This is a genomic window from Amaricoccus sp. (genome assembly GCF_017993425.1).
Lineage (GTDB): Bacteria > Pseudomonadota > Alphaproteobacteria > Rhodobacterales > Rhodobacteraceae > Amaricoccus.
In genome coordinates this window covers 12,552-32,418 of the sequence record NZ_JAGOMQ010000027.1, presented here as the reverse complement: position 1 = coordinate 32,418, position 19,867 = coordinate 12,552, and the positions used below count along the sequence as shown (strand labels likewise).

20 protein-coding genes are annotated in these 19,867 nt (G+C 71.3%); 17 read left to right on the top strand and 3 right to left on the bottom strand.

All coding sequences use genetic code 11. The annotated features are described in order from the left end of the window. Nucleotides 1-17: 17 nt before the first annotated feature. From KBB57_RS13555 to KBB57_RS13510, 10 genes are all read left to right on the top strand, one after another. Nucleotides 18-1,649: an AMP-binding protein gene (locus KBB57_RS13555; protein WP_290751119.1), complete on the top strand. Its 1,632-nt coding sequence runs from the start codon at nucleotides 18-20 to the stop codon at nucleotides 1,647-1,649. Nucleotides 1,650-1,676: 27 nt separating this feature from the next. Continuing rightward, nucleotides 1,677-2,822 carry an ABC transporter substrate-binding protein gene (locus tag KBB57_RS13550; RefSeq protein ID WP_290751116.1) on the top strand — a complete coding sequence of 382 codons (1,146 nt, stop codon included), beginning with the start codon at nucleotides 1,677-1,679 and terminating at the stop codon, nucleotides 2,820-2,822. A 179-nt stretch (nucleotides 2,823-3,001) separates the two neighbouring features. After that, nucleotides 3,002-3,916 carry a branched-chain amino acid ABC transporter permease gene (locus KBB57_RS13545; protein ID WP_290751114.1) on the top strand — a complete coding sequence of 305 codons (915 nt, stop codon included), beginning with the start codon at nucleotides 3,002-3,004 and terminating at the stop codon, nucleotides 3,914-3,916. Next, nucleotides 3,916-4,896: a branched-chain amino acid ABC transporter permease gene (locus tag KBB57_RS13540; protein ID WP_290751112.1), complete on the top strand. Its 981-nt coding sequence runs from the start codon at nucleotides 3,916-3,918 to the stop codon at nucleotides 4,894-4,896. Before KBB57_RS13545 ends, KBB57_RS13540 begins: the two co-directional genes overlap by 1 nt. Next, nucleotides 4,889-5,641 carry an ABC transporter ATP-binding protein gene (locus KBB57_RS13535; protein WP_290751110.1) on the top strand — a complete coding sequence of 251 codons (753 nt, stop codon included), beginning with the start codon at nucleotides 4,889-4,891 and terminating at the stop codon, nucleotides 5,639-5,641. Before KBB57_RS13540 ends, KBB57_RS13535 begins: the two co-directional genes overlap by 8 nt. Beyond that, the gene (locus tag KBB57_RS13530; protein WP_290751107.1) at nucleotides 5,638-6,324 is read left to right on the top strand and encodes an ABC transporter ATP-binding protein; all 687 of its coding nucleotides are present in this window, start codon (nucleotides 5,638-5,640) and stop codon (nucleotides 6,322-6,324) included. The genes KBB57_RS13535 and KBB57_RS13530 overlap by 4 nt, the downstream gene beginning before the upstream one ends. Nucleotides 6,325-6,328: 4 nt before the next feature. Next, a complete protein-coding gene (locus tag KBB57_RS13525) occupies nucleotides 6,329-6,748 on the top strand; it encodes a thioesterase family protein (RefSeq protein ID WP_290751105.1) in 420 nt (139 codons plus the stop codon). Further along, entirely contained in the window at nucleotides 6,745-7,134 is a 390-nt protein-coding gene (locus KBB57_RS13520) for a RidA family protein (RefSeq protein WP_290751103.1), read from the top strand. Before KBB57_RS13525 ends, KBB57_RS13520 begins: the two co-directional genes overlap by 4 nt. 638 nt (nucleotides 7,135-7,772) lie before the next feature. Then, nucleotides 7,773-8,012, top strand: coding sequence for a type II toxin-antitoxin system CcdA family antitoxin (locus tag KBB57_RS13515; protein ID WP_290751101.1), 240 nt, complete (start codon nucleotides 7,773-7,775; stop codon nucleotides 8,010-8,012). Nucleotides 8,013-8,020: 8 nt separating this feature from the next. Then, complete coding sequence (locus KBB57_RS13510) at nucleotides 8,021-8,320, top strand: CcdB family protein (protein WP_290751099.1); 300 nt, start codon at nucleotides 8,021-8,023, stop codon at nucleotides 8,318-8,320. Nucleotides 8,321-8,342: 22 nt separating this feature from the next. Here KBB57_RS13510 and KBB57_RS13505 read toward each other — a convergent pair whose 3' ends face one another. From KBB57_RS13505 to KBB57_RS13495, 3 genes are all read right to left on the bottom strand, one after another. After that, nucleotides 8,343-9,335 carry an ABC transporter permease gene (locus KBB57_RS13505; protein WP_290751096.1) on the bottom strand — a complete coding sequence of 331 codons (993 nt, stop codon included), beginning with the start codon at nucleotides 9,333-9,335 and terminating at the stop codon, nucleotides 8,343-8,345. Between the two features lie 9 nt (nucleotides 9,336-9,344). Next, complete coding sequence (locus tag KBB57_RS13500) at nucleotides 9,345-10,844, bottom strand: sugar ABC transporter ATP-binding protein (protein ID WP_290751094.1); 1,500 nt, start codon at nucleotides 10,842-10,844, stop codon at nucleotides 9,345-9,347. 68 nt (nucleotides 10,845-10,912) lie between these two features. Next, entirely contained in the window at nucleotides 10,913-11,869 is a 957-nt protein-coding gene (locus KBB57_RS13495) for a sugar-binding protein (protein ID WP_290751092.1), read from the bottom strand. Between the two features lie 205 nt (nucleotides 11,870-12,074). Here KBB57_RS13495 and KBB57_RS13490 point away from each other — a divergent pair, with 205 nt between their 5' ends. From KBB57_RS13490 to KBB57_RS13460, 7 genes are all read left to right on the top strand, one after another. Next, entirely contained in the window at nucleotides 12,075-13,112 is a 1,038-nt protein-coding gene (locus KBB57_RS13490; protein ID WP_290751090.1) for a LacI family DNA-binding transcriptional regulator, read from the top strand. Nucleotides 13,113-13,476: 364 nt separating this feature from the next. Continuing rightward, nucleotides 13,477-14,430 carry an ATP-grasp fold amidoligase family protein gene (locus tag KBB57_RS13485; RefSeq protein ID WP_290751088.1) on the top strand — a complete coding sequence of 318 codons (954 nt, stop codon included), beginning with the start codon at nucleotides 13,477-13,479 and terminating at the stop codon, nucleotides 14,428-14,430. A 226-nt stretch (nucleotides 14,431-14,656) separates the two neighbouring features. Then, nucleotides 14,657-15,634 (top strand): ATP-grasp fold amidoligase family protein, encoded by a 978-nt coding sequence (locus KBB57_RS13480; RefSeq protein WP_290751085.1) that lies wholly within the window; start codon nucleotides 14,657-14,659, stop codon nucleotides 15,632-15,634. A 365-nt stretch (nucleotides 15,635-15,999) separates the two neighbouring features. Continuing rightward, nucleotides 16,000-17,175: a PLP-dependent aspartate aminotransferase family protein gene (locus KBB57_RS13475; protein ID WP_290751082.1), complete on the top strand. Its 1,176-nt coding sequence runs from the start codon at nucleotides 16,000-16,002 to the stop codon at nucleotides 17,173-17,175. Then, nucleotides 17,163-18,407: a cytochrome P450 gene (locus tag KBB57_RS13470; protein ID WP_290751080.1), complete on the top strand. Its 1,245-nt coding sequence runs from the start codon at nucleotides 17,163-17,165 to the stop codon at nucleotides 18,405-18,407. The genes KBB57_RS13475 and KBB57_RS13470 overlap by 13 nt, the downstream gene beginning before the upstream one ends. A 58-nt stretch (nucleotides 18,408-18,465) precedes the next feature. Next, on the top strand, nucleotides 18,466-18,912 hold the full coding sequence (locus tag KBB57_RS13465) for a cytochrome c (RefSeq protein ID WP_290751077.1): 447 nt from the start codon (nucleotides 18,466-18,468) through the stop codon (nucleotides 18,910-18,912). 3 nt (nucleotides 18,913-18,915) lie between these two features. Further along, nucleotides 18,916-19,839 carry a cytochrome c gene (locus tag KBB57_RS13460; RefSeq protein ID WP_290751074.1) on the top strand — a complete coding sequence of 308 codons (924 nt, stop codon included), beginning with the start codon at nucleotides 18,916-18,918 and terminating at the stop codon, nucleotides 19,837-19,839. Nucleotides 19,840-19,867: the final 28 nt, after the last annotated feature.

Genomic DNA, 19,867 nt, shown 5'->3' with positions numbered 1-19,867 from the left:
ACGATGGGAGTATGAACATGCAGCTCGGACCGACCGGCCACACCGACAGCTTCAGCCGCGACAACCTGCCGCCCGCCGACCAGTGGCCGGTCATCGACCTGACCGGCTTCGACTATCCCGACCATCTCAACGCCGGCGTCGAGCTGACCGATCGCATGGTGGAGCAGGGCTTCGGCGACCACGTGGCGCTGATCGGCAACGGCCGCCAGCGCACCTACAAGGAGCTGGCCGACTGGACGAACCGCATCGCCCACGCCCTCGTCGAGGACTACGGCGTGAAGCCGGGCAACCGCGTGCTGATCCGCTCCGCCAACAACCCGGCCATGGTCGCCGCCTGGCTCGCCGCCACCAAGGCGGGCGCCGTCGTCATCAACACGATGCCGATGCTGCGCGCCGGCGAGCTCTCGAAGATCGTCGACAAGGCCGAGATCACCCACGCCCTCTGCGACACCCGGCTGATGGACGAGATGGCCACCTGCGCCAAGGACAGCCGCTTCCTCCGGACGGTGATCGGCTTCGACGGGACGGCGAACCACGACGCCGAGCTCGACCGCGCCGCGCTGCGCAAGTCGGTGCGGTTCGAGGCGGTCCGCACCGGGCGCGACGACGTCGCCCTCCTCGGCTTCACCTCCGGCACCACCGGCGAGCCGAAGGCGACGATGCACTTCCACCGCGACCTCCTGATCATCGCCGACGGCTACGCGAAGGAGATCCTCGGCGTCACGCCGGAGGACATCTTCATCGGCTCGCCGCCGCTGGCCTTCACCTTCGGCCTCGGCGGCCTCGCGATCTTCCCGCTGCGCTTCGGCGCCACGGCGACGCTGCTGGAGACCGCCTCGCCGCAGAACATGATCGAGATCGTCGAGACCCACAAGGCGACGGTCTGCTTCACCGCGCCCACCGCCTACCGGGTGATGCTCAAGGCGATGGACGAGGGCGCCGACCTCTCCAGCCTGCGCTGCGCGGTCTCCGCCGGCGAGACCCTGCCCGGCCCCGTCTACGACGAATGGCTGGCCAAGACCGGCAAGCCGATGCTCGACGGCATCGGCGCGACGGAGATGCTGCACATCTTCATCACCAACCGCTTCGGCGACAGCTTCCCGGCGACCACGGGCCGCCCGGTCACCGGCTACCGCGCGAAGATCGTCGACGAGGCGATGAACGAGGTCCCCCGCGGCACGACCGGGCGGCTCGCCGTCCAGGGTCCGACCGGCTGCCGCTACCTCGCCGACAAGCGCCAGCGGGCCTATGTCCGCGACGGCTGGAACATCACCGGCGACGCCTTCATCCAGGACGAGAACGGCTATTTCCACTTCGCCGCCCGCAACGACGACATGATCGTCTCGGCCGGCTACAACATCGCCGGGCCGGAGGTGGAGGCGGCGCTGCTCAAGCACCCCGACGTCTCCGAATGCGCGGTGATCGGCGTCGCCGACGAGGACCGCGGCCAGATCGTGCAGGCCCATGTCGTGCTCGTGCAGGGCGTCGCGGAGGACGCCGCCACGGTCAAGCGCCTGCAGGACCACGTCAAGGCGATAATCGCGCCCTACAAGTATCCGCGCTCGGTGGTGTTCGTCGAGGAGCTGCCCAAGACGGCCACCGGCAAGATCCAGCGCTTCGCGCTCCGCGCGGCGAAGGCCCGCGCCTGAAAAGAAAACCACAAGGAGGTTGAACAAATGAGACGCACCCTGACCGCCGGCCTCGCCGCGCTGCTGATGGCCTCGACCGCCATGGCCGCGCCGGTGAAGGTCGGCATGATCACCACGCTCTCCGGCGGCGGCGCCGGGCTCGGCATCGACGTGCGCGACGGCTTCCTGCTGGCGCTGAAGCAGGCCGGCGACGCCGGCGCCGAGGTCACCGTCATCGCCGAGGACGACCAGCAGAAGCCCGAGGTCGGCGTCCAGCTCGCCGACAAGATGATCCAGTCCGACAACGTCGACATCCTGACCGGCATCATCTTCTCCAACATCGCGCTGGCCGTCGTGCCCGCCGCGGTGAAGCAGGGCAAGTTCTACCTCTCGCCCAACGCCGGCCCGTCGCAGCTCGCCGGCAAGGGCTGCGACCCGAACTACTTCAACGTCGCCTACCAGAACGACAACCAGCACGAGGCGGCGGGCGAGTACGCCAACACGCTCGGCTACAAGAAGATCTTCATCCTCGCGCCCAACTACCCGGCCGGCAAGGACAGCCTCAACGGCTTCAAGCGCTTCTACAAGGGCGAGCTCGCCGGCGAGCTCTACACCAAGCTCGGCCAGACCGACTTCGCCGCCGAGATCGCCCAGATCAAGGCGAGCGGCGCCGACAGCGTGTTCTTCTTCCTGCCCGGCGGCATGGGCATCAGCTTCATCAAGCAGTTCACCGGCTCCGACACCGGCCTGCCGATGATGGGCCCGGGCTTCTCCTTCGACCAGGACGTGCTCGGCGCCGTCGGCGAGGCGGCGCTCGGCGCGATCAACACCGCCCAGTGGTCGCCCGACCTCGACAACGCCGCCAACAAGGCCTTCGTCGAGGCCTTCACCGCCGAGTACGGCCGGCTGCCCTCGGTCTACGCCTCGCAGGGCTACGACACCGCGCAGCTCATCCTCTCGGCCCAGGCCAAGGCCGACATCGCCGACCACGACGCCTACCACGCGGCGCTCAAGGCGGCGGACTTCCCCTCGGTGCGCGGGGCCTTCAAGTTCGGCAACAACCAGCACCCGATCCAGAACTTCTACGCCCGCGAGGTGGTGAAGCGCGACGACGGGGTGGTGACGAACAAGATCGTCGGCACCGCCTTCGAGAACCACGTCGACGCCTACGCGGGCGAGTGCCCGATGCAGTGATCCGACCCGCGGGGGCGGCGTCGCCGCCCCCGCCCGTTCCGGGACCGCCGCGCCGGCCGCAAGCCCGGCGCCCGAGGGGGCGCGCAAAACGCCATGTCTGAAAAAGCAAGCAAGACCAGCCCGTTGCCCCCTGCCCCACTGTGGGGCGGCCGCACGGGTCCGGCCCGGGGGGCCTCGGCATGACCTTCACGCTCTTCCTCGAGCAGGTGCTGAACGGCCTCCAGTTCGGCACGATGCTCTTCCTGATGGCCGCGGGCCTGACGCTGGTCTTCGGCGTCATGGGCCTCATCAACCTCGCCCACGGCTCGCTCTACATGGTCGGGGCCTTCGCCGCCGCCGCGACCGCCGCGGCGACCGGCAACTTCCTCCTCGCGCTGCTCGCCGCCCTCGCCGGCGCGGCGCTGGCCGGCGCCGTCGTCGAGATGGCGGTCCTGCGCCGCCTCTACCGCCGCGACCACCTCGACCAGGTGCTGGCGACCTACGCCCTCATCCTGATCTTCTCCGAGGGGGTGCGCTGGGTCTTCGGCTCCTTCCCGCTCTATCTGGACGTGCCCGCCGCCCTCGCCGGCGCCGTCCATCTCGGGCCCCTCTCCTATCCGCTCTACCGCCTCGCGATCATCGTGGTGGGCGTGGCCGTCGCCGTCGGGCTCTATCTCCTGATCAACCGCACCCGCCTCGGCGTGCAGATCCGCGCCGGCGAGGCCGACCGCGAGATGATCGCCGCCCTCGGCATCGACATCGCCAGGCTCTACACCGTCGTCTTCGCCCTCGGCGCCGCGCTGGCCGGCCTCGCCGGCGCGCTGATCGGCCCGATCCAGTCCGTCCAGGTCGGCATGGGCGAGCCGGTGCTGATCATGGCCTTCGTCGTCGTCGTCATCGGCGGCATCGGCTCGATCAAGGGCGCGCTCGTCGGCGCCATCCTCGTCGGCGTCACCGACACGCTCGGCCGCTTCCTGCTGCCGATCGTCCTCGGCGGCTTCATGGACCAGGCCTCGGCCATGTCGATCGGCTCGGCCCTCGCCTCGATGTCGATCTACATCCTGATGGCCGTCATCCTCGTCTGGCGCCCGACCGGCCTCATGGGAGCCCACTGATGTCGCGCGAAACCCTCCTCAACGTCGCCATCCTCGCCGGCCTCCTCGCCGTCGCCCTCGGGGCCTGGGCCTCCGGCCAGCCCTTCGTCGTGCAGCTCGCCACCCGGGCCGCCATCCTCGGCATGGCGGGCGTCGGCCTCAACCTCGCGCTCGGCTACGGCGGGCTCGTCTCCTTCGGCCACGCCGCCTTCTTCGGGATCGGCGGCTACGCGGCCGGCATCCTCGCCTCGGCGGCGCAGAACTACGAGCCGCTGATGACCTGGCCGCTGGAGCTGCCCGGCACCACCTCGATGCCGGTGATCTGGCTCACGGCCGTCATCGCCGCGGGCCTCGTCGCGCTGCCGATCGGGGCGCTGAGCTTGCGCACCGGCGGCGTCCACTTCATCATGATCACGCTCGCCTTCGCGCAGATGATCTACTACTTCGCCATCTCCTGGCCGGCCTATGGCGGCGAGGACGGGCTGTCGATCTACGTCAGGAACAGCCTCGGGACCCTGAACACCATGGACCCGCTCACCTTCTTCCTGATCGCCTTCGCGCTCCTCCTCCTCGTCCTCGGCCTCGTCCTCGTGGCGACGCGCTCGCGCTTCGGCCTCGCGCTCGCCATGGCGCGGCAGAACCCGCTGCGGCTGACCTCGATGGGGGTGCGGCCGTTCAAGGTGCGGCTGACCGCCTTCGTGCTCTCGGCCATGGCGGTGGCGCTCGCGGGGGCGCTCTACGCGGACCTCAACCGGTTCGTCTCGCCGACGATGCTCTCCTGGCACCTTTCGGGCGAGCTGATCGTCTTCGTCATCCTCGGCGGCGTCGGGCGGCCGTGCGGGCCGCTGATCGGCGCCTGCGTCTACGTGCTGCTCGAGCAGTGGCTCGGCGGCCTGACCGAGTACTGGCAGCTGCCGCTCGGGATCATCCTGCTCCTCGTCGTCCTCTTCGCCCGCGGCGGCGTGATCGGCCTCGTCACCGGGAGGAACGCCCATGCCTAGCCCGATCCTGAGGATCACGGGGCTCTCGAAGTCGTTCGGGGCGCTCAAGGCGACGAACGACGTGACCCTCGACCTCCGCCCCGGCGAGATCCACGCCCTGATCGGGCCGAACGGCGCCGGGAAGTCGACGCTGATCAAGCAGATCACCGGCGAGATCCGGCAGGACGCGGGGACCATCGCCTTCGAGGGCCAGGGGATCGACCATCTCGACGCCGCCGACCGCGCCCGCGTCGGGCTCGCGCGCACCTTCCAGGTCAGCCAGGTGGCGCCGGAGCTCTCCGCGCTGAAGAACGTCATGCTCGCGGTCGAGGCGCGGGAGGGGCGGGTGTTCCGGTTCTTCCGCCCGGTCGGCCGCGATCTCGACCTCACCGCCGCGGCGATGGCCTTCCTGCACGACGCGGGCCTCGGCGAGCGGGCGACGCTGCGGGCGGCGGATCTCAGCCATGGCGAGCGGCGGCAGCTCGAGTTCGCCATCGCGCTCGCGATGCGGCCGAAGGTGTTCCTGATGGACGAGCCGATGGCGGGGCTCTCGCCGGACGGCTCGAAGCGGATGACGGCCTTCCTCTCCGAGCTGCGCCGCACCGCGCCGATCCTGCTCGTCGAGCACGACATGGAGGCGGTGTTCGCGCTCGCCGACCGGATCTCGGTCCTCGTCTACGGGCAGGTGATCGCCACCGGGACCGTGGCGGAGATCCGGGCCAACCCGGAGGTGCGGACCGCCTATCTGGGGGACGAAGCGGCATGACGACGCTCCTGAAGCTCGACGGCGTGACCGCCTTCTACGGCGCCAGCCAGGCGCTCTTCGGCGTCGACCTCGACATCGGCGAGGGCGAGGTGGTGGCGCTGATGGGGCGGAACGGCATGGGCAAGACCACGACCGTGCGCACCATCTCGGCGCTCCTCCGCCCGCGCGAGGGGGCGATCACCTTCGCCGGGCAGCCGACGCGGGGGATGGCGATCCACCGGGTGGCGCGGCTCGGGATCGGGCTGGTGCCGGAGGGGCGGCGGTGCTTCGCGCCGCTGACGGTGGAGGAGAACCTGACCGCCGCCGCCCGCCCCGGCGGGTGGACGCAAGCGCGGGTGGAGAAGCTGTTCCCGCGGCTCGCGGAGCGGCGGGGGCAGACATCGAGCACGCTTTCGGGGGGCGAGCAGCAGATGCTGGCGATCGGGCGGGCGCTGATGACCAACCCGCGGCTCCTCGTGCTCGACGAGGCGACGGAGGGGCTGGCGCCGGTGGTGCGGCAGGAGATCTGGGCGGCGATCCATGCGCTGAAGGGGCAGCTCGCCATCCTCGTCATCGACAAGACCCTGAAGGAGCTGCGCCAGGTCGCCGACCGGTGCTTCCTGATCGAGCGGGGGCGCACCGTGTGGAGCGGGGCGCCGGAGGGGCTGACGCCCGAGCTCGCCGACCGCTATCTGGGGGTGTGACGCGATGGCCTTCACCGTGACCCACCTCGTGCGGTTCCAGCACTGCGACCCCGCGGAGATCGTGTTCTATCCGCGCTACTACGAGATGCTGAACGCCACGATCGAGGACTGGTTCGAGACGCGGCTCGGCACGGGCTTCGCCGAGATCCACGGGCCGATGGGGATGGGCGTGCCGACGGTCGCGCACGAGACGCGGTTCCTGAAGCCGAGCCGGCTCGGCGAGCGGCTCGACTTCACGCTGACGCCGGTGCGGCTCGGCGGGTCGAGCGTGACGCTCGCCGTCGAGGCGGCCTGCGGCGGCGAGGCGCGGGTGCGCTTCACCACGACGCTGGTCTGGTACGCCAAGGCGGACGGACGCCCGCGGCCCTGGCCGGAGGCGCTGCGGGCCCGCATCGAGACAGAAATGGAAGGAGACCCCCGATGATCCAGACGATCCAGCCCGAGGGATGGGCGAAGCCCAAGGGCTATTCCAACGGGATGCTCAAGGACGGGCGGCTCTATGTCGGCGGCCAGATCGGCTGGAACGCCGATCAGGTGTTCGTCGCGAAGGACTTCATCGGCCAGATGGAGCAGGCGCTGGCGAACATCGTCGCCATCGTCCGCGCCGCCGGCGGCGGCCCGGAGCACATCACCCGGCTGACCTGGTACGTCACCGACAAGAAGGCCTACCTCGCCGCCCAGCGCGAGGTCGGCGAGGCCTATCGCCGGGTGATGGGGCGCAACTTCCCGGTGATGACCATGGTCGTCGTCGCCGGGCTGATCGAGGACGAGGCGCTGGTCGAGATCGAGGCCAGCGCCGAGATCGGGTGAGCGTCTCACAGTGGGGCATAGGTCAAGTGGCTGATATGAAGCAGAAATAAAGATAATCCACAGCTTATCCACGGGATCCTGTGGATGTTTTCGCAGGGCAATTCCACCTTACGCGACCGTGGAACGGAAGCCCCGGCCGGAAGCAGGTCGCGACGGTGACGCCAGACGGATTTGACCCGCGGCAAATCCGTCCGCGATCGCCCCTCCGGGGGGCGAGCGCGATTCCGCGCTCGCCGGGGCGCTCACGGACGGATTGCGCGCTTCCGCAGAAATCTGCGCCCCTCACGGCTTCCGCGCGCAACCGCGCTCCAGCCGTCGGCGCGGCGAAAGCAATGCTTTCGCCTGTCGCGCCGGGCCTCGCGGGCAAGCCCGCTTCGGTCGGCCGGCCGGCGCGCGCCCCCGTGGATCCAGCCGAGCAGACAGGTGTTGTGCAGGGTGCTTATCCACAGAATCCTGTGGATTTCTTCGCAGGGCAACTCAAGCCCGAACGAGCCGACGGAGGCCGGCAAGCGCAGGCCTCCGCTCTCGCACGAGGCATCCCGTTCCTCGGACGGGTCGATGGCAAGCCGGGAACGGAACTTGCCGGGATGCCACACCTCTGATACACATCTTTCGTGTGCCGCTGGAGGAGTCTTTCGATGCCAAATCCCCGGCGCAAGTCCCGGACCAATATCACCGTGGACCAGGAGATCCTCGACAGCGCCCGGGCCTATGACCTCAACGTCTCCCTGATCTCGGAGCAGGCGCTGGCGGCGGCGGTCCGGACCGAGACGGCGCGGCGATGGGAGACGGAGAACGCCGCAGCCATCGCCGAGCGCGCCGACTGGATCGAGCGTCACGGACTGCCCCTCGCCGACCTCCAGATCTGGAAGCCCTGAGGCTTCGCGTGGCGCAGTACGACGTCTACCGTCTTGCCGACGGCCGGCTCGTCGTCGACATGCAGGCGTCGTCGCTCGCCGCGCTTCCCACGCGCATGGCGGCGCCCCTGACGCCAACCGACCAGGGTCCGACGCCTCTTTCCCATCTCGAGCCGATCTGCGTCGTCGACGGCGTCGCCTGCGCGCTCCGCGTCGGCGAGATGGCCGCAATCCCCCGCAGCTTCTTTTCCGGCGCCCCCGTCGCCACGCTGGCCGGTGATGCGTATCGCATCACGAAGGCGATCGACTTCCTGTTCACGGGCTTCTGATATGAGCCCGCCGGGGCAGGGATCAGCCGGCCTCCGCGCGGGTCGGCTGGGGCTGGGGCGCGGGGGCGGCGGCGCGGCGCTGGCGGTAGCGGTCGATCTGGTCGTCGGCGATGACGCCGATCAGGATCACCGAGCCCATCACCGCGAAGTTGAGCGACGACGGGATACCGAGCAGGTTCACGAGGTTCTGCAGCACCTGGAGCAGCACCGCGCCGAGGACGACGCCGATGATCGAGCCCTCGCCGCCGCGCAAGCTGAAGCCGCCGAGCACCGCCGCGGCGATCGCGTAGAGCTCGTAGAAGCTGCCGTGCGAGGCCGGCGAGATCGAGCGGGTGTACATGGCGAAGAAGATCGCCGCGATCGCGGTCAGCACCGCGCAGATCACGTAGGCCGCGACGATCACCCGCCCCGTCGGCACGCCGGCGTAGCGGGCCGCCTCCTCGTTCTTGCCGACGGCGTAGAGGTAGCGGCCGAACACCGAGCGGTGCAGCACCACCCACATCACCGCCGCGACGACCAGCATGGCGACGAAGGAATGCGGCACGCCGAAGCTGCGTCCGATCGTCAGCCAGTCGAGCCAGGGGAAGCTCTGGCCGAACTGGAAGCCGGCGGTGGCGTCGGCGGTGTAGAAGCGCGCGGCGCCGCGGTAGATCAGCAGGCCGCAGAGCGTCACGATGAAGGGCTGCATCCCGAGCCGGGTGATGAGCAGCCCGTGCGCGAGGCCGATCAGCACGCCGAGGGCGAGCATCATGAGCGCGGCGAGCGGCCAGGCCATGCCGTTCGCCACCAGCGAGACGAAGAGCACGCCGAGGAGCGCGATCACCGAGCCGACCGAGAGCTCGATGCCGCCGGTGATGATGACGAAGCCCTGCCCGATGGCGAAGAGCCCGAACAGCCCGACGAGGTTCGCGGTGTTGCCGAGGTTGATCGGCGACAGGAAGCGCGGGTTGATGAAGGCCACGATCGCGCCGACTACGAGGATCAGCACCAGGAGCCCGAAGTCCTTCTTCTGCATCGCCTTCCCTTATCCGTGCCCCACCGCGAGCTGGAGCACGCGCTGCTCCGAGAACTCGGCCCGCTCCAGCACCCCGCTGATCGCGCCCTCGTGCATGACCGCGATGCGGTCGCTCACCCCGATCACCTCCTCCATGTCGGAGGAGATCATCAGGATGGCCACGCCGGAATCGGCGAGGCCGCGCAGGATGTCGTAGATCTCGCGCTTGGCGCCGACGTCGATGCCGCGCGTCGGCTCGTCGAAGACGATGGCGCGCGGCCGCATGGCGAGCCACTTCGCCAGCACGACCTTCTGCTGGTTGCCGCCGGAGAGCGCGCCGACCCCGGTGGCGACGTCGGGCGCGCGGATGCCGAGGCGGCGGCGCTCGCCCTCGGCGAGGCGGGTCTCGGCCTCGCGGCTGACGAGCCCGCCGCGGGCGAGGGCCGGCAGCTGCGGCAGCGAGACGTTGGCGGCGATCGGCAGGTCGAGCAGCACGCCGCTCGCCTTGCGGTCCTCGGGGACGAGGTAGATGCCCTCGCCGATCGCGTCGCGCGGGCAGGCGATGGCGAGGGTGCGGCCGCCGAGGCGGATCGTGCCGGCGAGGAGCCGCTCGACGCCGAAGATGCCCCGGGCGAGCTCGGTCCGGCCGGCGCCGATCAGCCCGGCGAGCCCGAGGATCTCGCCCTGGCGGAGCGTGAGGTCGACGGTGCGCTCGGGCCGCGCCGCGGTGCGGGCGCCGGCGATCTCGAGGAGCGGCCCGCCGGGGGGCGCGGCCGGGGGCCTGTAGATCGACTTGAGGTCGCGGCCGATCATCAGCCGGATCATCGCTGCGGGCGAGATCTCGGCCCGGGGCAGCCGCCCGACCATCCGCCCGTCGCGCAGCACGACGACGCGGTCGGCGCAGGCGGTCACCTCGTCGAGCCGGTGCGAGATGAAGATGACGCTGACGCCGTCGGCCTTCAGCTCGGCGATCACCTTGAGGAGGCGCGCGGTCTCGGAGAGGGTGAGGCTGGAGGTGGGCTCGTCCATGATGACGAGGCGGCTGGCGAGCGACAGCGCCTTGGCGATCTCGATGAGCTGGCGCTGGGCGAGCGAGAGGCCGGCCACCGGCGCGTCGGGCGAGAAGTCGACGCCGAGCCGGGCGAAGAGCGGCGCGACGGCGGCGCGGAGCGCGCGGCGGTCGACGAGGCGGAGCGGCCCGCCGGTCAGCGGCTCGCGGCCGATCATGACGTTGGCGGCCGCGTCGAGGTTGTCGAAGAGGTTGAGCTCCTGGTGGACGAAGGCGATGCCGGCGGCGATCGCATCGGCGACTGTCATGGCGGCGCGCTCGGCGCCGTCGACGCGGATGCGCCCCGAGGTCGGCTCGGTCACGCCGCCGAGGACCTTCATCAGCGTCGACTTGCCGGCGCCGTTCTCGCCGACGAGGCCGATCACCTCGCCCGGCGCGACCTCGAGGCTGACGCCGTCGAGGGCGACGACGCCGGGATAGGTCTTGCCGATGTCGATCAGCTCGAGGAAGGGCTCCGCCATGGCTGCGCCCGCGCGCGCGCCGCGCCCCCGGGGAGGGGCGCGGCGGCCGGCGTCGCGGGCTCTCCGGCTCAGCTCGCCGAGGCGATCTTGGCCTTCAGGTCGGCCTCGAACGCGTCGACGTTCTCCTTGTCGATCACCTTGGTCGGCACGATGATCAGGCCGTCGGCCGGGACGAAGGACTTGTCGCCGCCGAGGTACTGCGCCATCAGCTTCATGCCCTGGTAGCCCCACTCGAAGGGCTGCTGCACCACGGTGCCGGCGAACTCGCCCGAGCGGACGGCGCCCAGCGTGATCGGGTCCTCGTCGAAGGCGATGACGGTGATCTGCCCGACCTTGCCGGCGGCCTGGAGCGCCTCGTAGATCTTCGGCGGGTTGTAGGAATAGAAGCCCACCATGCAGGTGATCTCGGGGCTCGCCGCCAGCACGTCGTCGACGTTGGAGCGGGCGCGGGCGAAGTCGATGTCGTCGCCGCGGACGTCGACCAGCTCGACCTTGGAGCCCTCGACCGCCTTGCGGAAGCCCTCGATGCGCTCGCGGGCGTTGTCGGCGCCGGGGAGGCCGACGAAGCCCATGCACTTCGCCCCGTCCGGCAGCGCCTTCAGCGCGATCTCGCCCGCCTGCACGCCGGCGTCGGTGTTCGACGAGCCGATATAGGCGATGCGGTTCGACTGCGGCGCGTCCGAGTCGGTGGTGAAGAGCGGGATCTGCGCGGCGATCCGGTTGAAGGCGTCGGTGGAGGTCTTCGGGTCCACGGACGAGATCATGATCGCGTCGGCGCCGGCGGCGACGAGGTCGTCCATCAGCGCGTTCTGCAGCGCCGCGGTGGCCTGGGCGGGATAGCGGAACTGCAGGTCGTAGGCGTCGCCGAGCTCGCCCTGCGCCTTCTTGACCCCCGCCTCGGCGAGCTTCCAGAAGTCGGAGGCGCCGTTGACCACGAAGGCCATCTGGGTCTTGTCCTGGGCGTTCGCCGCCAGGGCGCAGAGCGCGACCGACGCCGCGAGGGCGCTTGCGATTATGCGCTTCATCATTCCTCCCCTTATGCTTCCTGCCCGTCTCGACGTTCGGCGCGGGCTGCCGCGCGCGCCCTTCGAGGGGGCGCGTCGGGACTCATGCTAATATGAGCAACGGGCGAATCCAACGCATTTGTTTATGTTGACGGATCATGATGTTAATGCTGATAATGTCTGCTAATTTTAGTGCCGGGGCTGCCCGGCCGCCGGGAGGACCGCCTTGGAGCCGGGCGAGGAGGGCGCGCGCGCCCCCACGATGATCGACGTCGCGGCGCGCGCGGGCGTGTCGCAGACCACGGTCTCGCTCGTGCTCAACAACACCCGCGGCTCGCGGATCGGCGCGACGACGCGCAGCCGGGTGCGCGAGGCGGCGCGGGAGCTCGGCTATGCGCTGCCGCGCGGGCCGGTCCCGCCGGCGGGCCATGCCGGGGCGCGGCGGATCGGGTTCATCGCCGACGAGATCTCGACCGATCCCTGGTGCGCGCTGCAGCTCGACGCGGTGCGCGAGAAGGCCTGGGAGGCGGGGATGACGGTCGTCGCCGGGGTGAGCCACAGCGACGCCGGGCTGGAGGCGCGGCTGCTCGACGACCTGATGCGCGAGCCGCTGGCCGGGCTCGTCTACGCCACGATCCTGACCCGGCGCGTCCGGCTGCCCTCGGCGCGGCTGCTCGAGGCGCCGACGGTGCTGCTGAACTGCCTCCTGCCCGACCACAGCCTGCCCTCGGTGACGCCGGCGGAGTTTCTCGGCGGCCATGCCGCGACGATGGCGCTGGTGCGGGCCGGACACCGGCGCATCGCCCATATCGCCGGGCAGTCCTGGACCGACGCCTCGCGCGACCGGCTCAAGGGCTACCGGCGGGCGCTCGCCGAGCACGGGATCGGCTTCGACCCGGAGCTGGTGCGCCCGGGCAACTGGGAGCCGCCGACGGGATACCAGCACACCCGCGACCTGATGGCGCTGGCGGACCCGCCGACGGCGATCTTCGTCGCCAACGACATGATGGCGGTGGGCGCCTACGACGCGCTGAAGGAGCTCGGGCTGCGCATCCCGCAGGACGTGTCGGTGGTCGGCTACGACGACCGCGAGATCGCGCAGTTCATGCGGCCGCCGCTGACCACGGTGACGCTGCCGCATTACGAGATGGGGCGGCAGGCGGTGGAGGTGCTGGCCGAGGGGCTGCGGCGCGGCGGCGCGCAGCCGCAGATCAAGGTCGAATGCACCCTGGTCGAGCGGCAGTCGGTGGCGCCGCCGCCCTGACGCGCGGGCGGGTTTCCGCGCAAGGAAAGCCGCGGGCGCGGCGGGCGATTGCCGGAGGCGCGCGGGACGCTACGTAGGGCTGGCAGGGGGAGCGGGGCAGCGCGACTTCCCGGCGGCGGGCCGGCGCGGCCCGGTCCGCGGGTCGTGGCTACTTGCCAATGTCGCTCCCCGCATGGAAGGTCAGCTTAACCAAACTCGTTCAGGACTGCACCCATGTCCGCAGCCCCGATCTATCCTGTCCGCCAGACGCCCGCGACCGCCGCGCGCCCAGCCGCATACGCCCACCGTGACCACGCCCTTCGTGACGACATTGAGCAATAACCGAGCCGCCCCCGCCAAGGAGTCCGGACTGGCGCGCTCCACGTTGGCGCGCTCGCTGAAGGAGCGCCTGAAGCGCTACCTCTATCCCGACTACCTGATGGCGCGCCGGCAGTACCGGCAGCGCAACGGGTTCTATCCCGACCTGCTCAGCCCCCGCGACCTCTCCGAGAAGGTGCTGTGGCTGAAGCTGCACGACCGCTCGCGCCTGCACACGCTCTGCGCCGACAAGATCCTCGTGCGCGACTACGTGGCCGCGCGCGCCGGCAGCGAGTTCCTGGTGCCGACGCTCCTCGTCACCTACGACCCGTCCGAGGTCACCGCGCAGGCGATCCGCCAGGACCGCTTCGTGGTGAAGACCAACCACGACCAGGGCGGCGTCTTCATCTGCCGCGACCGCGAGAGCTTCGACTGGGAGGACATGCGCGCCAAGATCCGCAAGCGCGCCAAGACCAACAAGTACTACGAGTTCCGCGAGCGCCAGTACAAGGACATCCGCCCCGGCATCCTCGTCGAGCGCTTCCTCGAGGGCGAGAGGGGCCAGGACGTCCTCGAGATCAAGATCAACTGCTTCCACGGCGAGCCGCGCTTCGTGCAGGCGATCGTCGGCCGCTTCTCCGAGCGGCGCCACGCCAACCTCGACCCCGACTGGCGGCGGATGAGCTTCCACGGCCGCTCGCCGGAGATCGAGCACGACCTGCCGCGGCCGCGCGCGCTGGAGCGGATGCTCGCCGCGGCGGCGCGGCTCTCCGAGCCGTTCCTGTTCTGCCGCGTCGACTTCCTGCTCGACACCAGCGGCCGGCCCTGGTTCAGCGAGATCACCTTCCATCCCGCCGCCGGGCTGGTGCGCTACAACCCGCCCGAGATGGAGCGGGCGCTCGGCGACATGATCGACCTGTCGCGCATCGACGAATCGCGCCGGGCGCAGCGGGCGGCCTGGGACGAGAGCCGCCGGCTCGACCTCGGCCGCACCTGGGCGCGCCTCCAGGACGCGCGGTGAGGCTCCGGCAGGACGGGCCCGGCGCCGCTTCTCGCCGGGGGTTTAACCGCAGCCGCAGCATTGGGCTTGCCATTCGAGCCGCCTCGGCGGAAACTGGCGCCCGCGTTCTCGGGCGGCTCAGGAACGTTGGGCTTGTATGGAAGGCACGAGGCCGGCGCCCGCCGCGCAGGGTTCTGCTTGTTGTAATCAGGGATTGCGCCGTTCGCGGCTCAGGAATCGTAATCGGATGACCACCGCCCAGACGTCCCCATCGCTTATCCAGAACGCGACCAGGAGCCTCCGGCGGGCTATCGACCGCTACCTGCTTCCGGACGCCATGCTCATGCGCAAGCAGTACGTGCACCGGCACGGCTTCGCGCCCGACCTCGTCGAGCCCAAGGATCTGTCCGAGAAGATCCTGTGGCTGAAGCTGCACGACCGCTCGGCGCTGCACACCCAGTGCGCCGACAAGATCCGCGCCCGCGACTACGTCGCCGCCAAGCTCGGCCCCGAGACGATCATCCCGGCGCAGCGCGTCAGCTACGACCCGGCCGACATCAACCCGCAGACGCTCGACGGCGAGCGCTTCGTCATCAAGACGAATCACGACCAGGGCGGCGTGTTCCTGTGCCGCGACCGGTCGGGGTTCCAGTGGGACGAGGTGCGGGAGAAGGTCCGCAAGCGGCTGGCGATCAACAAGTACTACGAGTTCCGCGAGCACCAGTACAAGCATATCCGCCCCGGGATCCTCGTCGAGGACTTCATCGACAGCGACAACGGCAACGTCCGCGAGATCAAGTTCTACTGCTTCCACGGCGTGCCGGGCTTCATCCAGGTCGTGCTCGACCGTTTCGAGAACCGGCGCGAGATCTTCTACGATCCGGACTGGAAGCGGATGCATTTCGCCGGGCCGGCCCCGCAGCTCGAGCACGAGATCGACCCGCCGCACAACCTCGCGCAGCTGATGGAATGGGCGCAGATCCTCGCCGAGCCTTTCCTGTTCTGCCGGATCGACTTCCTGCTCGGGCGCGGCGACCGGCCCTGGTTCGGCGAGATCACCTTCCACCACGGCGCCGGGCTGATCCGCTTCGAGCCGAAGGAGTTCGAGCGGATGTTCGGCGACATGATCGACATCTCGCGCCTCGACGAGACCCGCCGCCGTCGCGGGTCCGTGGTTCCGACGGAGCCGTGGAAGTCCGGAGAGGCCCGGCCGGTCGCGGGCTGACCGCAGTCACGTCAGTTCCCCTTTGGCGCTGCGCGGCGCGGTGATAATCGCGCCGCCGGTATCGCGACATCCGGCCGGGGATCCTCGTCGAGGAGACCCGTCGCCGGCGACGGCGGCTGGCCGAATCGACGTGGGGGTCTTCTGCTCCAACGGCGGGCCGCGGGGCCGGCGGCGCTCGCGGCCGAGGCCGCGCCGCCCGCGGGCTGACGACCGAGTTGCGGGGGTCCGGGGCGGGCGCTAGTGTGGGACCGACCCCTGCCCGAAGGCCTCGACCGTGACCGCCGCCCCGCCCCCCTCCCCGCGCCCCGGCGCGCCGCTCGCGGCGGCGACCGGGCGCGTCCCGGCCAGGGCGAGCTGAGTCTCCCGTGGCCGGTCGCCGCAACGCGCCGCCCTCGCCCGCGACGATCGCCGCGCAGGCGTTGCGGCGCATCGACCCGCGGACCGGCGCCGTCGTGCCGGGGATCGAGCTCGCCTCGACCTTCGCCCGGGACGAGGGCTATGCGGCGCGGCAGGCCTATATCTACGCGCGCGACGGCGGGCCGACGGTCGAGCATGTCGAGGCGGTGCTCGCGGCGATCGAGGGCGCCGAGGGGACGCTGGTCTTCGCGAGCGGGATGGCGGCGATGGCGGCCCTCGTCGAGACGCTGGCGACCGGCGACCATGTCGTGGCGCCGGGCGGCATGTATCTCGGCGGGGCCAACTGGCTGCGGCGGATGCAGGCGCGGCGCGGGATCGAGGTGAGCTTCGTCGAGGCGGAGACGGACGGCGGGGCGGCGGCGACGGCCGCGGCGATCCGGCCCGGGCGGACGCGGCTCGTCTGGCTGGAGACGCCGAGCAACCCGGCCTGGGACATCGCCGACATCGCCGCGGCGGCGGAGGCGGCCCATGCCGGGGGCGCGATCCTCGCCGTCGACTGCACCGCCGCGCCGCCCTGCACCACGCGGGCGCTGGCGCTCGGGGCCGACGTGGCGTTCCATTCGGGGACGAAGTATCTCGGCGGCCATTCCGACCTGACCGCGGGGGTGCTGAGCCTCGCCCGGCGCGACGCGCTCTGGGAGGAGCTCTGCACGGTGCGGCGGCTGATGGGGAGCGTGATGGCCGCCTTCGAGGCCTGGCTGCTGCTGCGCGGGCTGAGGACGCTGCACCTGCGCTATGCCCGGGCGAGCGAGAACGCGCTGGCGATCGCGCGGCATTTCGACGGGCATCCGCGGGTGGCGCGGGTGCTCTATCCCGGGCTGCCGGGGCATCCCGGCCATGCGGTGGCGGCGCGGCAGATGACCGGCGGGTTCGGGGGGATGCTGTCGCTCCTCGTCGCCGGGACGGAGGCGCAGGCGGTCGACGTGGCGCGCTTCGCCGAGGCGTTCATCCCGGCGACGTCGCTCGGGGGCGTGGAGAGCCTGATCGAGCACCGCCGCACCGTGGAGGGCGAGGGCTCGCCGGCCCCGCCGACGCTGCTGCGGCTGTCGGTGGGGATCGAGGATCCGGCCGACCTGATCGCCGACCTGGAGCAGGCGCTGGAGCGGGCGGGATGCGGCGGCTGAGCCAGGACCCGCGCGCGGCGGCGTTCGTGCAGGACCCCTACCCGTTCTACGACCGCGCCCGCGCCGCAGGGCCGCTCTTCCTGTGGGAGGAGTACGGGTTCCCCTGCGCCGCCGGCTACGACGCGGTGAATGCGCTGCTGCGCGACCGGCGCTTCGGGCGCGAGCCGCCGGAGGGGATGCGCCCCGCCCGGCCGGCGCATCTGGCGCGGTTCTACGCGATCGACGACCTGTCGCTCCTCGACCGCGAGCCGCCGGCGCATACAAGGCTGCGCGGGCTGGTGCTGCGCGCCTTCACCTCGCGACGCATCGCCGCGCTGAGGCCGGAGATCGCCGCGCTGGCGGACGGGCTGATCGACCGGCTGGAGGGTCCGGAGGTCGACCTCATCGCCGCCTTCGCCGAGCGGCTGCCGGTGGTGGTGATCGCGCGCCTGCTCGGCGTGCCGGAGGCGATGGCGGACCGCCTGCTCGGCTGGTCGCACGCCATGGTGGCGATGTACCAGGCGCGCCGCGACCGGGCGGTGGAGGACGCGGCCGACGCCGCGGCGGCGGAGTTCTCCGCCTACCTGCGCGGGCTCGTCGAGGCGCGGCGGTCGGCGCCGGGGGACGACCTGATCGCGAGCCTGATCGCGGCGGAGGAGGACGGCGAGCGGCTGAGCACGGACGAGCTGATCGCCACCTGCATCCTGCTCCTGAACGCCGGGCACGAGGCGACGGTCCATGCGATCGGCAACGGGGTGCGGGCGATCCTCGCGCTGGGGCTCGACCCCGCCCGGCTCTTCGCCGACGCGGCCGCGACCGAGGCGACGGCGGAGGAGATCCTGCGCTTCGACCCGCCGCTCCACATGTTCACCCGGATCGCGCGGGAGGAGGCGGAGGCGTTCGGCCACCGCTTCGCGCCGGGCGAGGTGGTGGGCTGCCTGCTCGCGGCGGCGAACCGCGATCCGGCGCGCTATCCCGATCCGGGGCGGTTCGAGCCCGCGCGCGGCGGGCCGGCGCAGCTCGCCTTCGGCGCGGGCATCCATTTCTGCGTCGGCGCGCCGCTCGCCCGGCTGGAGCTCGCCGTCGCGCTGCCGGCGCTGTTCCGCCGGCTGCCCGGGCTCGCGCTGGCGCGGCCGGCGGTCTTCGCCGACCGCTATCACTTCCGCGGGCTGGAGCGGCTCGACGTGCGGATCGGCGTCCTTCCGCGCGATCACGAGATTGCTATCGCGCCGGCGGGGGGTGTTCGGGAATAGTCCTCCTCACGAAGCCGCGCGCCGCAACGGACGCGCGCCACGGAAAGGACAGGGACAGATGCAACGCCTCGGCCTCCTTATCGGCGCCTTCGGGGCGCTGGCGCTTCCCTCCGTCGCCGCCGAGGACCCTGTCGCCCAGCGGCAGGCGATCATGAGCAGCGTCGGCGCGGCGGCGGGCGTGGCCGGGGGCGTGATGAAGAACGAGATCCCCTACGCGCCGGCGCTCGGCAAGTCGGTGATCGCCACCATCCACGCCGCGGCGATGACCTATGGCGGCTACTTCCCGGAGGGCTCCGAGGATCCGGCGCGCTCCAAGGCGGCGCCGGCGATCTGGAGCGACCGCGCCGGCTTCGACGCCGAGCTGGCCAAGCTCCTCGCCGCCACCTCGGCCGCCGCCGAGAAGGCGGGCCGCGACGGACCGGCCGACGCCGCCACCTTCGCCGCGCTGATCAAGCCGGTGATGGAGGAGTGCAGCAGCTGCCACGAGAAGTTCCGGCTGAAGTAGCGCGTGCTCGGCTGGCGCCTCCTCTTCGCGGCGATCCTCCTCGCCCTCGTCGGGGGCGGGGCGTTCTGGCTGCTCACCCGGCCCGAGCGGCTGGAGCTCGCGACGCTGTCGGCGCTGCCCGAGGGCGACGCCGGCCGCGGCGAGCTGGTGTTCTGGGCCGGCGGCTGCGCCTCGTGCCACGCCGCCGAGGGCGCGAAGGACGAGGAGAAGCTGAGGCTCGGCGGCGGGCGGCGGCTCGCCAGCGACTTCGGCACGTTCGTGGCGCCGAACATCTCCTCCGACCCGGAGGACGGCATCGGCGCCTGGACGACGGCCGACCTCGCCAACGCCATGATGCGGGGCGTCTCGCCGGACGGGCGGCACTACTACCCGGCCTTCCCCTATACCTCCTACGCGCGCATGGACCCGGCCGACATCGCCGACCTGCGCGCCTATCTCGCCACGCTGCCGGCGGTGCAGGGACGCGCGCCCGGCCACGAGCTCGCCTTCCCGTTCACCCTCCGCCGCGGCGTCGGGCTCTGGAAGCTCGCCTTCCTCTCCGACGCGCCGGTGATCGCGGTGGACGAGGCCGACCCCAGGCTCGTCCGAGGCCGCTACCTCGTCGAGGGCCCGGGCCATTGCGGCGAGTGCCACACGCCGCGGAACCTCGCCGGCGGGCTGGAGAAGTCGCGCTGGCTGGCCGGCGCCCCCAACCCGGAGGGCAAGGGCCGCATCCCGAACATCACCCCCGGCGGCCTCGACTGGTCGCCCGGCGACATCGCCTACTACCTCGAGACCGGCTTCACGCCCGAGTTCGACAGCGTCGGCGGCAGCATGGTCGCGGTCCAGCAGAACATGGCGATGCTCCCCGCCCCGGACCGCGAGGCGATCGCCGCCTATCTCGGGGTCGTCCCGGCGCAGGCCTCGTCCGGCTCGTCCGGGGGTTGAGTCCCGGACCGGCTCCGGGGGGTTGACG